The following is a 15,773-nucleotide window of genomic DNA, read 5'->3' as shown; positions in this document are numbered from 1 at the left end:
TTGAGAATAAAGTCATCGATACTGGTGCTTGTATCCGTGCTGCTGCTTGTGAGCCTGTGTCCAAGGCCGGCCGGGGCTGCGCCGTATGAAGGATATACCTACTCCTACTGGGGCGGGGCGGTTCAGTCGCCGATTGCCTATCTTCCTTCGAGGGCCATCACCGGGCTGGAGGCAGGGACGGGAGCCTGGAACGCTCCGGGAGACCTGTTCGTTTCGGCGGAGGGGCTGCTCTACGTGCTCGATTCCGGGAACGGGCGGATTGTGGTGCTGGATAAAGAGTGGAACACACTCCGTGTTATCGAAGGCTTCCAGAACGGGGAGAAGAAAGACAGCTTCAACAACCCGGAAGGACTCTTCGTTACGGACGGCGGCCGGATCTACGTGGCAGATACGGAGAATGGGCGGCTGGTCGAGCTGGACGGCACAGGGACCTTCGTGCGGGAGATTGGACCGCCGAAGGCGGATGTGATCGGAGCGGGTTTTGAATATTTTCCGCGGAAGGTGATTGTTGATAAGGCAGGCCGCATCTATGTCGTTGGCAGAGGGGTCTATGAAGGGCTGATCGAGTTCGACAGCGACGGGCAGTTCACGGGCTTCATGGGCACGAACAAGGTGCAGTTTGATCCGGTGGATCTGTTCTGGAAGTCGGTATCGACCAAGGAGCAGCGCGAGAAGATGGTGCAGTTCATTCCGCTGGAATTCAATAATACGGATGTCGATGAGGATGGCTTCATCTATACCACTACGGTGGATAAGAAGACCTTTTCTCCGGTAAAAAGACTGAATCCCTCCGGCATCGATGTCCTGCGGCTCAGCAAAGAGATCCCGCCCATCGGCGATCTGAGCCGGGACCGCTCCGCCTTCATTGATATTGATGTGACCGGAAACGGAGTCTACCGGGTACTGGACTCCACGCGCGGGCGGGTGTTCACCTACAATGAGGACGGCAAGCTGCTGTATGTCATCGGTCAACTAGGCAGCCAGCTCGGTACCTTCAAGAACCCGGCGGCGGTGGAGAGCTATGAGAATGCAATCTATGTACTAGACCGTGATCTGGGGAGAATTACCGAGTTCACAGTGACTCAGTTCGGCAGCATGGTCAATGAAGCCAACACCCTGTACAGCTCCGGTAAGCATGATGAAGCCGCTAAGCTGTGGCGGGAGGTGCTGAAGCTGGATGCCAACTATGAGATGGCGTATGTCGGCATCGGCAAATCACTGCTCCGCCAAGGCGAATATAAGGAGGCTATGACTTATCTGAAGCTGGGCAATGACCGCGAATATTACTCCAAGGCGCTTGGGAAATACCGCAGGGAGTATATGCGCGATTATTTCAGCCTCTATATGACCGGAATAATAGCCGTGCTGCTGGGCGGCTACGTAATCGTCCGCCTGGTGAAGCGGCCGAGAAAGGAAGGGAGGGTTCAGGATGCCGTTTCTTAAGGACATTAAATATTCACTGCATGTAGCAATGCACCCCTTCGACGGATTCTGGGATCTGAAATACGAGAATAAGGGCAAGCTGCGCATGGCACTGGGCATTCTTATGGCCCTTACCCTGACCATGATTGTGAAGCGCCAATACGTAGGCTATGTGGTCAATTATAATCACCCGCTTGCATTGAACAGCATCAATGAGCTCAAGTATATTATTTTCCCGTTCCTGCTCTGGTGCCTGGCGAACTGGTCCCTGACGACACTGATGGACGGGGAAGGGAAGTTCTCGGAGATCGTCATTACGACCGGGTACACCCTGCTTCCGCTGATTCTGATCAACATTCCCAATATCCTGCTCAGCAACGTGATCACGCTGCGGGAGGCTTCCTTCTATCATCTGCTGGATGCTCTGGCTACGCTGTGGTTCGTGTGGCTCTTGTTCATCGGAACCATGACGGTTCATCAGTACACGGTGCTCAAAACGATTACAACCATGCTGCTGACGCTGGCCGTGGTAGGCATCATCATCTTCCTGGGCCTGCTGTTCTTCAATCTGATCCAGCAAATTGTCAGTTTTGTCTACACCGTCTACCAGGAGCTTTCACTTCGCGGATAAGAAAGGAGGAGCCAGGCTTTGAAGAAGAAGCTAACCATCATTGCAATTGTGCTTATGCTCAGCGGCGCAGCCGTCCTGCCGTACGCGGACTTGGCGGAATCCGCACCTGAAGCAGAAGCGGCGGTACAGTCTGAAGTGCAGAGCGGGCAGGATACCCGCACCCCGGAAGCGCCGGGGCTATCCGCAGATCTGAAGCAGGCCCTGGACAATGAGTATTTGACCCTGTATCTGAATCAGACGACCACGGAGATTGCCGTTAAGGATAAGAAGAGCGGAGCGATCTGGTATTCTAACCCGCAGGACCGTGAACAGGACGCTGTTGCCACCGGCTATAACAAATCCAAGCTGAATGTGCAGGTAGAGCTGACCTACTATGACAGCAAGGGTAATCTCATGAACTACGATAACTACACCCACAGTGTGCAGAGTGGCCAGTTCACCATCGAGGAATCGAAGGACAGCCTGAACATCGTGTACACGCTGGGGGAGGTCAAGAGCAATATCGACGGCATTCCCAAATACATCAGTGAAGAACGCTTCCGTACCCTCATCATCGGCCGCCTTGAGAAGGACAGTGACAAGAAGGAGATTGAGAAGCGGTTCAGGTACGATGAATCGAATAAGCGGTATGAACGGAGAGATACCTCCTTCAAGGGAGTGGGGCTGAAGAAGGTAACCACCCTGTTCGGGCAGATCGGCTATGATGAGGCGCAAATCGCCATTGATAAAGCGGCCTACGGTGAAGAGGATGACGGAGCCGCCCTGGTGACGCTTCCCCTGGAATACCGTTTGGACGGGAAGCAGCTGAAGGTAAGCATCCCGGGCGGTAAGGTCCGTTATCCGGATAATATGCATATTCAGAGTTTGTCGCTGCTTCCGTTTTTTGGGGCGAGCGGTACAAAGGATGAAGGCTACAGCCTGGTGCCGGACGGCTCCGGGTCACTGATACACTTCAATAATAACAAGCTCTATGCTACCCCTTACCGCAGCGCGATGTACGGGCCGGATGCTGCGCTGACCCAGCTGGGGCAAGTGCAGAAGGAGGAGACCGCGCGGCTGCCTGTATTCGGCATGAAGGTTGAGGACCGGGGCTTCCTGGCGGTGATCGAGAGCGGGGATGCGATTGCTGCCGTGGAGGCAGATGTCAGTGGACGGCTGAATCAGTATAACAATGTCTTCTCCAGCTATACGCTGGGCAGTCTGGAGGAAGTGACACTGACCAACGGCTGGCGCTCCAGTACAGTGAAGCAATTTCAGGCGGGGATCTACCCCGGTGATATCACTGTAACGTACAGCTTCCTTGATCAGGAGGAAGCCAGCTATTCAGGCATGGCCGCACATTACCGGGAGTACCTAATCGAACATACCGGGATGGCAAGGCTGGACGGGACAGAGAACGTTCCCTTCTACCTGGAATTGATCGGAGGCATTCCGAAGAAGAAATTCTTCCTGGGCATTCCTTACAGCGCTTATGAGCCGCTTACCTCCTTCAAGGAGGCCAAGGCTATTCTGGAGCAGATGCAGGATAAGGGAATCGGGGATATTCAACTGCGGTATACCGGATGGTTCAACGGCGGCATTAATCATAATTACCCGAAGGGCGTATCTGTGGACAGCAAGCTTGGCGGGACCAAGGGGCTTAAGGAGCTGCAGGCCTACGCACAGGATAAGGGGATTACACTGTATCCCGATGCTTCGTTCCTGCAGACCTTCCCGGAAGCCAAGGGACTCCGCAAGTCACAGGCCTCCCGGCTGATTACGGGTAAGCTGGCGCATACGTATCCCTTCGACTTCTCCATGCTGAAGCTGGATGTGCAGGAGCCCTCCGGTTATGTCGTCAGCCCCCGGGTATTGCCGGGTGTGGTAGACGGCTTCCTCGGAGACTATGCAGAGCTTGGAGTAGACGGCTTGTCCCTGCGGGATCTCGGCAGCGGGCTGAATTCCGATTTCAATGCGGAGGAGCTGGTTGACCGCCAGCAGGCCGAGGGAATCGTCAAGGAGCAGCTGGAGCGGATGAAGAGCTCTGTGCCCCGCCTGATGGTGGAAGGCGGCAATGCGTACGCGGCTCCCTTCGCCCGTCATATAGTGGCTGCACCCATGCAGAGCAGCGGGTTCAATATTACGGATGAGAGCATCCCCTTCTTCCAGATGGTATACCACGGCTATCTGCAATATGCCGGAACCGCCTGGAATATGGCTGACGATCAGGATGCGTCGCTCAGTCTGCTGAAGGCGCTGGAGACCGGGAGCGCACCATATTATACCTGGTTCTATGCTGATCCTTCCGCGATTAAGATGACAGGCTTTGGCAGCCTCTACTCGGCGGATTACCGCAGCTGGATTGACCAGGCAGCCGGGCAGTACCAGGCGTTGAGCCGTGTGATGAAGAATATCCAGTCCCAGACGATCAAAGAGCATAAGAAGCTGGCGGAAGGTGTCTATCAGACGACTTATGAAGCAGGCACCACGATTATAGTGAATTATAACCGTGCGCCGGTGAGTGTGGGCGGAGTCACCATAGACGGACGCAATTACCGGGTAGGAGGTGAGCCGCAATAATGAAGCTTAAGAAGCTGTCCCTGGAGCAAAAAAACAGATATTACGGCCTGTACTTCATTCTTCCCTGGTTCGCGGGCTTCTGCTTCCTGTTCCTGACGCCGCTGCTCTCTTCCCTGCGGTTCAGCCTCAGTAACCTGCAGGTCAATGATGAGGGCTTCACGCTGAAGTATATCGGACTCGCGAACTTCCGGGAGGCGCTGTTCTCGCATGAATCCTATGTTCGGACATTAACGGAATCCGTGCTGAATATCGTGCTGAACACCCCGCTTATTCTGATTTTCAGCCTGTTTTTCGCCGTGCTGCTCAATCAGAAGTTCCATGGCAGAGTGCTGGCCCGGGCGATCTTCTTCCTGCCGGTCATTCTGGCCTCGGGTATTATCGCCAGCATTGAGAACGGGGACCTGATGCAGTCTGTTGTGCGCAGCGCCAGTGATTCCACGGGCGGAGGCCTGTCGGTGATCAAGAATCTGGAGCTGACCACGCTGCTGATCGAATCCGGTCTGAGCCCCACCGTGGTGCAGTATCTGACTGGAGCGGTGAGCCGGATCTATGAGATTGTCAGCCAATCGGGCGTGCAGATCCTGATCTTTTTGGCGGGGCTGCAATCCATCTCACCTTCCCTGTATGAGGCGGCGAAGATTGAAGGCTCCACCGGCTATGAGGCGTTCTGGAAAATTACGTTTCCGATGATCGGCCCGCTGATCCTGACCAATCTGGTCTACACCATTATCGACAGCTTCATCAGTGACCAGACCAGCCGCATGGTGGTGGACACAGCGTTCAAGAGCTTCAATTTCGGGCTGAGCGCAGCCATGTCCTGGATGTATTTTGCCATCATTGCACTGCTGTTGTGGATCACGACGGCGCTGATCTCACGTAAAGTCTTTTATCAAGACTAGCGGTTAGGAAGGAGGAGCATTCATGAAGACAGAGACCGCAGCAATGCCGCACCGATCCAGGAAAGAGCAGCTGCACAGGCTGGCCTCGGCCGCCTATTGGGTAGAATTTTCGAAAAAATGGTTGTGGGTAATCGCCCGCTTTGTGCTGGTCTTTGGTATCTCGTTCGTTATCCTGTACCCGATCCTGCTGAAGCTGTCGATTGCGTTCAAGAGTATGGACGATTTGTATGATTCCACCGTGATCTGGGTCCCGCAGGCCTTCACTCTGGAGAACTTCAGGCTGGTCTTCAAGGCGATGAACTATCCGGCAGTTCTGCGGAACACCATGCTGTTGTCCTCAGCAGTCATGGTGCTTCAGACAATCATCTGTGTGCTGGCCGGTTACGGCTTTGCCCGGATTAAGTTCAGGGGGAGCGGGCTGCTGTTCGCGGCAGTAATCTTTACGATTCTTGTCCCGTCCCAGACGATCATGATCCCGCTCTACCTGCATTTCAAGAACTTTGACCTGTTCGGTCTGATTGAGCTGTTCACGGGGAAGCCGGCGAACCTGATCAATACGTATTGGCCGTTTATTATTTCTTCGATGCTCGGAATGGGCGTCAAGACTGGGCTGTATGTCTATATTTTCCGCCAGTTCTTCAAGGGCATTCCACGGGAGATTGAGGAAGCGGCCTATGTGGACGGAGCCGGCTATTTCACCACCTTCGCGCGGGTGATTCTGCCCAATGCCATTCCGTCGATGGTAACGGTGATGCTGTTCTCCTTCGTGTGGCAGTGGAATGATTCATTCTTCACCAATATGTATCTGAACGAACCGAAGGTCATGTCATCGATGATGTCTTCGGCGGGCTACGGCATTGCTACCTACATGACCGGCGGCGGCCAGGCGGCGAATTCGCTCGTTCAGGACCCGTTCTTCATGTCCATGATGATGAATACGAGTGTGCTGATGGCGATTCTGCCGCTGATTATCCTCTATGTATTCGTTCAGCGGCATTTTGTAGAGAGTGTGGAGCGTTCCGGTCTGGTTGGTTAGGAGGAGGATGGGAGCATGAAGCGGCTGGCAGTTACGGCGGTTATCGGTATTGTTCTAGTGTGTGTTATTGTTGTAATTCTGTTCAGTAATAGAAAAGAGGAGGAAATCCCTGTGCAGCACCAGAAACCGCCGGATGCGGCAGTGACGATAGACGGTAATCTCCGCTATCAGACTATCGATAACTTCGGCGCGTCCGACGCCTGGTCCATGGACCCCCTGGGGAAGGAGTGGACCGAAGAGAATAAGAACAAGGTGGCAGATTTGCTGTTCTCACGCAGCAGAGGGATCGGGCTGTCGGCCTGGCGCTTCAATATAGGCGCAGGCTCGGCGGAGACCGATGAGGCCATCATTCCAGATCCGTGGCGGAGAACGGAAGCCTTCAAAATGACGGAGGAAGGGCCGTACGACTGGAGCAGGCAGGCAGGCCAGCAGTGGTTCCTGCGGGCGGCCAGGGAACGCGGAGTCGAATCCCTGATTGCCTTCGTCAACAGCCCGCCGGTCTGGATGACCAGGAATGGTCATGCCCAGCCTGATCCGGAGGTAGGGTCCAGTAATTTGAAGGAAGGCTCTGAAGCTGCCTTCGCCTCCTTCCTGATTGATGTGCTGGAGCATTTCAAGCAGGAAGGGCTGGAGTTCGATTATATAAGCCCCGTTAACGAGCCGACCTGGGACTGGAATCATGCGCAGCAGGAAGCCAGCCGGTACAACAATGACGACCTGAAGCGGGTGATTCTGGAGCTGCACACCCAGCTCCGCGCAAGCGTCCTGGAAGCGCAGATCAGTGCCCCGGACGGGGTAGAGATTACCTCTCTGCTGGATGATGAGCACTACCGGGAATTCACTGGCAGCGGTGTCTATTCCAGCGGGGCTAACAGCCTGGGGCTGGGGAAATACCGTGAATATATTAAGGACCTGCTAGGTGATCCTGTGCTGAAGGAAGCGGTAGGCAATAAGATCGCCTCGCATTCCTACTGGTCCGATTACAGCCATTCCGGCGATGACCGCCTGGTTAAGCTAAGACAGCTGCTGGCCGGTAATCTGAAGCAATATGATCCTGAGGCCAAATACTGGGTTACCGAATACTGCATTATGGGCGATTATGGCCCGGGGCGGGATCTGGGGATAGAGCCGGCGCTGCAGGTAGCGCGTACCATCCACTTTGATCTGACGGAGGCAGATGCAGCCGCATGGCAATGGTGGACGGCAGTGTCTAAGGTAGATTATAAGGACGGTTTGTTGTACACCGATTACACTCAGCCTGGGGACGGGCAGAACATTCTGACCTCGAAGATCCTGTGGTCGCTCGGCAATTACAGCAGGTTCATCCGCCCCGGAGCGGTGCGGATAGCGCTCTCCGGTCTGAACCAGGATGCCGGAAGCGAGCTGCTTGGCTCAGCTTACGTGCACGAGGAGGAGCAGAGCATGACGGCGGTGCTGGTGAATGACAGCCTGGAGGAGAAGCGGGTGCAGCTCACCTTGAGCGGACTGGGACTGAAGGCATCTGCCTTGCGTTCCTATGTAACCAATGCGCAGCTGGATTTGGCGCGCGGTGAGGATGTGGCCGCTGATGTAGCAGCTGATGGGTCAGCAGCTGGGGAGCAAGTATTCCAGGCCGTTATCCCGGCCAAGTCAGTGATGACCTTGGTGGCTGGCGGCCCGGAGTTAGAGGAGGAGGCAGGCGGGCCGGGTGAGTTGACCGGAACCCAGGTTACCGGAACTCAGGCTGCGCAGGAAGCTCCGGCTGCGGGAGATTATGCAGGCTATCTGTTCAGCTATTTCACCGGCGAAGGGACCGGGGATGGCGAGCAGGTATACTTCGCCCTCAGCGAAGGCAATGACCCGCTGCATTGGAAGGAGCTGAATGGCGGGAAGCCCGTGCTTACCTCCAGCTTGGGCGACAAGGGAGTCAGGGACCCGTTCATCATCCGTTCACCTGAAGGCGGCCGGTTCTATCTCATCGCCACCGATCTGAAGATCAACGGCAACTGGGATTGGGGTGCAGCCCAGACACAGGGCAGCCGGGCGGTTATTGTGTGGGAATCGGATAATCTCGTGGACTGGTCGGAGCCTTGGGAAGCCAAGGTCTCACCTGAGGAAGCGGGGAATACCTGGGCACCTGAGGTGATCTATGACCAGGAGAGCGGGGAATATATCGTATTCTGGGCCTCGCGGATGTACGCTGATTCCACTCACACCGGGGACGCCTACCAGACAATTATGTACAGCAAGACACGCGATTTCCGCGCGTTCTCAGAGCCGCAGGTCTATATGGACTACGGGTATTCGATCATTGATACCACTATGGCTGCGTATAACGGGAAGATCTACAGATTCACTAAGGATGAGCGCGAGCAAGGCCCGGAATCCCCTTTTGGCAAAATGGTGTTCCAGGAGTCCCTGGATTCGGTATTTGCCCCAGCGGTGAAGCTGCTGAGCGGGAGTGTCGGCGGACTGAAGGGCATTGAAGGGCCAACCCTGTTCAAATCCAATACGGAGGAGAAGTGGTATCTGTTTGTGGATGAATTCGGAGGCAGAGGGTACATCCCGCTGGAGACGGAAGATCTGGATTCCGGCAAGTGGACGGTATCCTCTAATTATGAGCTGCCGGCCAGCCCCCGCCATGGAACGGTAATTCCGGTCACCCGGCGTGAGTACGACGCTCTGAACGCCAAGTTCATGCAATGATCTCAGGTCTGGCTTAGCGTGGCAAGTGGAAACGGCATTGCCGTCCTTTTAAAGGACGGTACCGTTTCAGCGAGAAATAGAAGGATAATTTAGCATGTGCAACATCTAAATTCTTATATTTTATACAAAAACAGGTTCACCCTTGCCATTACGGCAGAGGTGAACCTGTTTGCTTATAGCATCATGCTGAAGGCTGATGCTTATTTCGCGCTTTCGTAACGCTTGCCGACTTCTTCCCAGTTTACTACGTTCCAGAACGCCTTAATATAGTCAGGGCGTTTGTTCTGGTAGTTCAGGTAGTAGGCATGCTCCCATACATCGAGGCCGAGGATTGGAGTTGCGCCTTCGCTGATCGGGTTGTCCTGGTTCGGTGTGCTGGTTACAGCAAGCTTGCCGTCCTTCACAACGAGCCAAGCCCAGCCGCTGCCGAAGCGTGTAGTAGCCGCAGTAGCGAAGTCTTCCTTGAATTTATCGAAGCCGCCCAGCTCGCTGTCAATGGCAGCAGCCAATGCGCCAGTCGGTGCGCCGCCGCCGTTCGGTCCAATCACTTCCCAGAACAGGGTGTGGTTGGCATGTCCACCGCCGTTGTTGCGGACCGCTGTGCGGATCGCTTCAGGTACAGCGTTCAGGTCGGTTAGAAGCTCATCGATGCTTTTGTTTTGCAGTTCGGGTGCCTTTTCCAGTGCGGCGTTCAGGTTCGTCACATAAGTGTTATGGTGCCTGTCATGATGAATCTCCATCGTCAAAGCGTCGATGTGTGGTTCAAGTGCGTTGTTCGGGTACGGAAGTGCCGGTAATTGAAAAGCCATGGAAAAATCCCTCCTGATTATATGTTGGTTTTGGTATATATCCGTTGAGATACTATTATTAAAACGCATCTGGAACAATAATGCAACATTAAACAAACGAAAATGTTTGAAAAGTATTTTCCCGCCGCCAGCTCACAGAAAGTGTTAAGGCTGTGTTAAACTGATTAGGCTCCTTGACTGGGACCTTTTGACTACTCGAATCTCCTAATAGATGTTAAATATGAAACTATATTGAATGTAAACGCTTCATATCAAGCGCTTTCAAAAGAAAAATGATGATAACGCGAGAAAAGTGTGCTTTAATAGAGACAAAAGCAGGTATTCCTCGGTTTTTGATGCTTTTTTCCACTTTATACTGTTATGGAAACTCCTTCTTTTTGTAAAATCATAAGCCATAGAAAAGGGAGACTTTTAAGTATGCACGTTCGTTCCTTTCAATTAAGCGATGTAACTCCAGTGACTGAATTGCTGCAGACCGCATTATCGGAAGAATGTTTCGAGAGCACGATCGAGCCTTTCTCCAGGCAATTGTCATGGGATTCTGATCTCATTGTAGTTGCTGAGGATGAAGGAGAAATCATCGGTGCGCTGATTGGTACGATTGAGAAGAATCACGGCTGTTATTTCCGCATTGCCGTCCATCCGGATTACCGCCGCAGAGGAGTCGGCAAGAGTCTTGTAACGGCTATGGAGAGCAGATTTCAGGCGCGGAAGGTCAGCGGCATTTATGTTGCCGTCGATGAACACAATTCTTTTGCAATGCCTCTCTATAAAGCCATGGGTTATGACGAGAACCACATCTTCAAATCCGTGCGCAAGCTAAGCATTGTCGGGTAACTGTTGCTGAACCGCTGCTGTAAGCGGAATCAAAGGTCAGAGTAGAGAACTGTTGCAGGGCGGATACTTTTGAATATGGGTATTCCTGCATAGTCTGTTTCATTATACTAAAGCATATCTTCCCTATGTCCATTGCAAATGGGCGGGAGATATGCTTTTCTATTGTTAAGGAACGGATAACCTAATCGAACAAGTAGGTGGCCTATGAACCGGGAGCTTGAAGAAGATTTCATGCGGAGCCGCAGACAAAGATACAGATCAGTAACGCATAGCAAGTCCAGACAGAAGTCCGGAAGAACGTGGATTAAGGATATGCGGGAGTGGATCATTACGGCGGGGATTGTGTTCGCAGTGATGTCGCTGCTTAATATCTATGTGTTCAATGTGTCTACTGTAATCGGCCAATCCATGCAGCCCACCCTATATCAGGGAGAGAAGCTGATTATTAATAAAATCGCCCTCAGCTTCGGGAATCCGGGCCGCGGGGAGGTTGTTGTCCTTCATGATCCCAGTACGGGACCCAGCCGCAAGGAATATCTGGTCAAGCGGGTAATCGGCATTCCCGGCGATATCATCGAAGTGCGGAACCAGCAGCTCTACCTCAACGGCAAACTGCTGGATGAGCCTTATATTGATACGTCTATAGAAGATCCTGATTTCAGCAGTCTTACCGTGCAGGCGGGGACCTACTTCGTTATGGGGGACAACCGGCATGCCGGAGCCAGCAAGGACAGCCGTTATTTTGGCGCTGTCGCAGGGGAGAGTATCGTGGGTAAGGTGTCCCTGATCTGGTGGCCTTTCTCTAAGATGAAGGTCTTGTAGAGTTACCTTATTCATTCTATAAAGGAGAGGCGGATATGCACCTCAACATCCAGAAAGGTTACGCTCCGCCTCCTTCCAAATGGGAGGAACTTAAGGCTGAGATTAAGGCGGCTGCAGCTGAGCTCGGTATTGATGATATCGGGTTCACCACTGCGGAGCCGTTTTTATATTTGAAGAACATTCTCCAGGAGCACCGGGACAACGGATATGAATCCGGGTTCGAGGAGCCTGATCTGGACAAGCGGACGGTTCCGGCCCTGCAGTCCGGGGAGCAGCCGCTCTCTATCATTGCTATTGCGGTGGCCTATCCCTCCAAAATGGAGGACCCGCCCAAGTCCGAGCCGGGTGCGCGCAGAGGTATTCTGGCTCGCGCCTCCTGGGGCCAGGATTACCATCATGTGCTCCGTGAAGCGCTGGCGAAGCTGGAGAGCTTCATCCGTGAGCGTGTCCCGGGTGCTGTGCTGGAGAGCATGGTGGATACCGGGGCGCTTGTAGACCGGGCTGTGGCAGAACGGGCGGGGATCGGCTTCAGCGGCAAGAACTGCTCTATCATCTCTCCCAAGTGGGGATCATGGATCTATCTGGGGGAGATGGTGACGAATCTTCCGCTTCCCCCGGACCAGCCTGTGCAGGAAGGCTGCGGTGACTGCACCAAATGCATCGACGCCTGTCCTACCGGCGCGCTGGTCGGACCGGGCCAGCTCAATGCCCAGGCCTGTATCTCCTTCCTGACCCAGACGAAGGGCTTCCTGAGCGATCACTATATGACCAAGATCGGCAACCGGCTGTATGGCTGTGATACCTGCCAGATTGTCTGTCCGCATAACCGCGGCAAGAACTGGAATCACCGTCCGCAGCTTCTGCCTGACCCTGAGGTGGTGAAGCCGCTGCTGATGCCGATTCTGGACCTCAGCAACCGGGAGTTCAAGGAGAAGTTCGGCAGCAGCTCGGCGGCATGGCGCGGCAAGAAGCCGATTCAGCGTAACGCTGTCATTGCGCTGGGCAATTTCAAGGAGGCCTCGGCGGTGCCGAAGCTGACAGAGCTTCTGCTTACGGAGCCCCGGCCGGAAATGCGCGGAACCTCGGCCTGGGCACTCAGCCGCATCGGCGGCGAAGCAGCGCTTGCGGCTGTTGAGCAGGCGCTGGAGAGCGAAGAGCACAGTACGGTGCGCGACATGCTGGAGCGGGCCGCAGGCAAGCTGCGTGAGCAGGGAGCAGCGGACAGTGAATGAACTGTCCTGGCAGCGGGATTTGCCAATTGCTGTCCAGTTGTTGAAATGCTATGATAGATTCGCGTGCCTGAACAGGGTTATCGCCAGACAATAGAGTACAAAGGTGGATTACAGATGAATATTGCATTGCCTATTATTACGCTTGTGGTAGGTCTGATCGGCGGTTTCTTCATCGGTGTGTATTATCTGCGCAGACAGATGACAACGATGCAGAATGATCCTGAAATGCTGCAGAAGGTTGCCAAGCAAATGGGGTATAATCTGAACGGGAAGCAAATGCAGCGTGCCCAGCAGATGATGAAGAACGGTAACCCGCCGGGGCGTCCCGCTGCGGGCAAAGGAAATTCCCGCAAGAAGTAATGTAATAATGAGGATCGTATGAAATAGATAAGAGTCAGCTAGCAGGTGCGGAAGGAGGGAGTTTTCATGGGGGGCATCAAGGAGTACAAGAACGGGAAGGTTACTGCAAACCGGGAGCAGATTGAGTATCATGTAGAGAAGATTCTGGAATTAATCGGTGAGGATACCAGCCGCGAAGGCCTGCTCGAAACACCGGCCAGAGTGACCCGGATGTATGAAGAGATCTTCGGCGGTTATTCCGTTGATCCGCGCGAAGCGCTGGGCGTAACCTTCGACGAGTCTCATGAAGAGCTGGTCATTGTGAAGGATATTGTCTACTATAGCCAATGCGAGCATCACATGGCTCCATTCTTCGGCAAGGTGCATATCGGCTATGTTCCCAGCGGCCGCATTGCCGGACTCAGCAAGCTGGCCCGGCTAGTAGAAGCGGTCAGCCGCCGGTTACAGGTGCAGGAGCGTATCACAGCCCAGATCGCCGATATCATGACTGAGGTGCTGAATCCGCACGGTGTAATGGTTGTAGTCGAAGGGGAGCATCTGTGCATGTGTGCCCGGGGCGTGAAGAAACCAGGCAGTAAGACGGTTACAATGGCCACCCGCGGCTCGTTCCGCGAGGATGCTGCGGCAAGGGCTGAATTCCTGGCCCTGATCAAGGAATAGGAACGGATAAGCCCGCCTGCCACTTCGACAGTGGCGGCGGGCTTTTTTGTTATATTTTTTACATAGGAAACTAATAGTATCCTGCTGCAACCGGGCACACAGACCGAATGTATGTGAAAAACAGCATACATTATACTCGCGAGCAGGTACGCGGTCTGTATGTATGTGGAAAACAGCATACAATGTGCATGTTGAGGAATGCGCGGTCCGAATGTATGTGGAAAACAGCATAGATTGTGTTTGCAAGCAGGCATATGTCCAAATATATATGGAAAACAGCATACAATGTGCATGTTGAGGTATGCGCAGTCCGAATGGATGTGGAAAACAACATACATTGTGCTTGCAAGCAGGCACACGGACCGAATGCATGTGGAAAACAGCATACATTCGGTCAGGATGATTTGTAGCCGGTGAGATTGAGCACCGTCAGGATTGGATTGGGTAGAGACACGTAGAACGGTGCCATGAGAGGGAGAAATACATCATAACGTGCGAAAAACCGAAGACACCGTAGAGCCTTAGAAAGGTTCCCAGACCAGCTTGCGGGCGGCACCGTAGCGCTCGGCGACATAAGGCCAGTTGACGACTCTCCACCAGTCCTGGATGTAATCAGCGCGGTTGTTCTGATGCTTGAGGTAATAGGCATGCTCCCACACATCCAGCACCAGCAGCGGAACGACATCCCATTGGGACAGGTTCTGATGCTTCTCAGCCGTCAGTATCTCCAGTCTACGGCTGCGCGGGCTCCAGACCAGAATAGCCCATCCGCCGCCCTCGACTTTACCCGCCGCCTCCGTGAACTGGGCCTTGAAGGCTTCATAGCTTCCGAAGCTGCGTTCTATGGCGTCCAGCAGGGCGCCGGAGGGGCGGACGCCTCCTTGCGGGGACATGACATTCCAGAAGATCGTATGCAGATAGTGTCCGGCGCCATTGAAGGCAAGCTCCCGCTCCCAATGCTTAACCAGATCGAAGTCGCCACTCAGGCGCGCTTCCGCGAGCTTATTCTCCGCCTTGTTCAGTCCGTCTACATAGCTCTGGTGATGCTTGTCGTGATGGATGATCATCGTCTTCTCATCAATATACGGCTCCAGTGCATTATAAGCATAAGGCAGAGGAGGAAGCGAATGCCCGCCGATGGGAACCGGTCCTGTCTCGCGGGATTCCCATAACGGAACTGCGAAGCTTCCTGTTCCCTGAAGACGTTCTCCGCTTGCAGCCGGATCGGGTGAAGGAGCCGCTTCCGCCTGCTCCGGAGGATTCATCCGCAGCATCCCGGGCCCGTAGTCCGCAGGGGTGAGAGCCGCCAGTACGGCGAGGAAGTATTCGGACTCCCGGATGAAGTGCAGCAGCGCGGTTCCCGCCAGAGGGAAAGCATTGACAGCGGCGCTTGCCTCCTTCATGGCCTTCAGGTGCCGGATGAATTCGGCGGACTGGTCGCAGGCAGTGTGCAGCAGCAGCCCGGCTTCGGCGGATGGACTCCCCGGACCACCTGTGTCCGGTGGCTGCGGATTAGCAAGCAGATGCTGTGCCGCCTGTTCTGTAGCCAGGAATACAATGGCCCAGTCCTCCAGCAGCTTCACATAAGGCTCCTCCAGACGTGGGATGATCTGGATTAGAACCTCGGCATGCTCCTTCTCCTGTTTTTTCCAGAAGGCAATTTCCCCTAGAATCTGTACTGGCGGCGGTGCAACGAATACATATGGCATGACATGCAGTCCTCCCGTCCTAAAGTTTCATCGGTCCATTATATGCGGGAGAGGAACAGCTTATGAGACTAGCCTGTGCAGGGAATCGTGGCGGATTGGAGGTCCTGGTGCC

At 54.1% G+C, this 15,773-nt stretch carries 12 protein-coding genes and 1 pseudogene; 11 read left to right on the top strand and 2 right to left on the bottom strand.

Annotation, left to right across the window (positions count from 1 at the left end; genetic code table 11):
- The 6 genes from NSU18_RS16570 to NSU18_RS16545 are packed head-to-tail and all read left to right on the top strand — an operon-like array spanning window position 1 to window position 9,232.
- Window positions 1-1,443, top strand: a complete 1,443-nt coding sequence (locus tag NSU18_RS16570; protein WP_341149572.1) for a tetratricopeptide repeat protein — start codon at window positions 1-3, stop codon at window positions 1,441-1,443.
- Window positions 1,430-2,053 (top strand): Yip1 family protein, encoded by a 624-nt coding sequence (locus NSU18_RS16565; RefSeq protein WP_341149571.1) that lies wholly within the window; start codon window positions 1,430-1,432, stop codon window positions 2,051-2,053. The genes NSU18_RS16570 and NSU18_RS16565 overlap by 14 nt, the downstream gene beginning before the upstream one ends.
- A gap of 18 nt (window positions 2,054-2,071) precedes the next feature.
- Window positions 2,072-4,612, top strand: coding sequence for a DUF5696 domain-containing protein (locus tag NSU18_RS16560; RefSeq protein ID WP_341149570.1), 2,541 nt, complete (start codon window positions 2,072-2,074; stop codon window positions 4,610-4,612).
- Complete coding sequence (locus NSU18_RS16555) at window positions 4,612-5,511, top strand: carbohydrate ABC transporter permease (RefSeq protein ID WP_341014763.1); 900 nt, start codon at window positions 4,612-4,614, stop codon at window positions 5,509-5,511. Before NSU18_RS16560 ends, NSU18_RS16555 begins: the two co-directional genes overlap by 1 nt.
- A gap of 22 nt (window positions 5,512-5,533) precedes the next feature.
- Entirely contained in the window at window positions 5,534-6,547 is a 1,014-nt protein-coding gene (locus NSU18_RS16550) for a carbohydrate ABC transporter permease (protein WP_341014761.1), read from the top strand.
- 15 nt (window positions 6,548-6,562) lie between these two features.
- A complete protein-coding gene (locus NSU18_RS16545) occupies window positions 6,563-9,232 on the top strand; it encodes a glycoside hydrolase (protein ID WP_341149569.1) in 2,670 nt (889 codons plus the stop codon).
- A gap of 200 nt (window positions 9,233-9,432) precedes the next feature.
- On the opposite strand, the gene NSU18_RS16540 is transcribed toward NSU18_RS16545, so the two are convergent.
- Window positions 9,433-10,041 (bottom strand): superoxide dismutase, encoded by a 609-nt coding sequence (locus tag NSU18_RS16540; RefSeq protein ID WP_341014758.1) that lies wholly within the window; start codon window positions 10,039-10,041, stop codon window positions 9,433-9,435.
- 417 nt (window positions 10,042-10,458) lie between these two features.
- Here NSU18_RS16540 and NSU18_RS16535 point away from each other — a divergent pair, with 417 nt between their 5' ends.
- The 5 genes and pseudogenes from NSU18_RS16535 to folE all read left to right on the top strand — a co-directional run bounded on the left by NSU18_RS16535 (window position 10,459) and on the right by folE (window position 13,952).
- Complete coding sequence (locus tag NSU18_RS16535) at window positions 10,459-10,878, top strand: GNAT family N-acetyltransferase (protein ID WP_341149568.1); 420 nt, start codon at window positions 10,459-10,461, stop codon at window positions 10,876-10,878.
- Window positions 10,879-11,082: 204 nt separating this feature from the next.
- Window positions 11,083-11,700, top strand: a complete 618-nt coding sequence (lepB, locus tag NSU18_RS16530) for a signal peptidase I (RefSeq protein WP_341149567.1) — start codon at window positions 11,083-11,085, stop codon at window positions 11,698-11,700.
- Between the two features lie 35 nt (window positions 11,701-11,735).
- Window positions 11,736-12,929: pseudogene (gene queG, locus NSU18_RS16525) on the top strand (tRNA epoxyqueuosine(34) reductase QueG); the annotation flags it as partial.
- Window positions 12,930-13,046: 117 nt separating this feature from the next.
- A complete protein-coding gene (locus NSU18_RS16520; protein WP_076161298.1) occupies window positions 13,047-13,292 on the top strand; it encodes a YneF family protein in 246 nt (81 codons plus the stop codon).
- A 66-nt stretch (window positions 13,293-13,358) separates the two neighbouring features.
- Window positions 13,359-13,952 carry a GTP cyclohydrolase I FolE gene (gene folE, locus NSU18_RS16515; protein ID WP_341014755.1) on the top strand — a complete coding sequence of 198 codons (594 nt, stop codon included), beginning with the start codon at window positions 13,359-13,361 and terminating at the stop codon, window positions 13,950-13,952.
- Window positions 13,953-14,473: 521 nt separating this feature from the next.
- Here the strand turns inward: folE and NSU18_RS16510 are convergent.
- On the bottom strand, window positions 14,474-15,661 hold the full coding sequence (locus tag NSU18_RS16510) for a Fe-Mn family superoxide dismutase (RefSeq protein ID WP_341014753.1): 1,188 nt from the start codon (window positions 15,659-15,661) through the stop codon (window positions 14,474-14,476).
- Between the last annotated feature and the right edge of the window lie 112 nt (window positions 15,662-15,773).

Origin of the sequence: Paenibacillus sp. FSL H8-0048 (assembly GCF_038002825.1) — a bacterium.
Taxonomy (GTDB): Bacteria; Bacillota; Bacilli; order Paenibacillales; family Paenibacillaceae; genus Paenibacillus_AQ.
The sequence above is the reverse complement of the archived record's forward strand: the minus strand, read 5'-3'. Positions and strand labels throughout refer to the sequence as shown.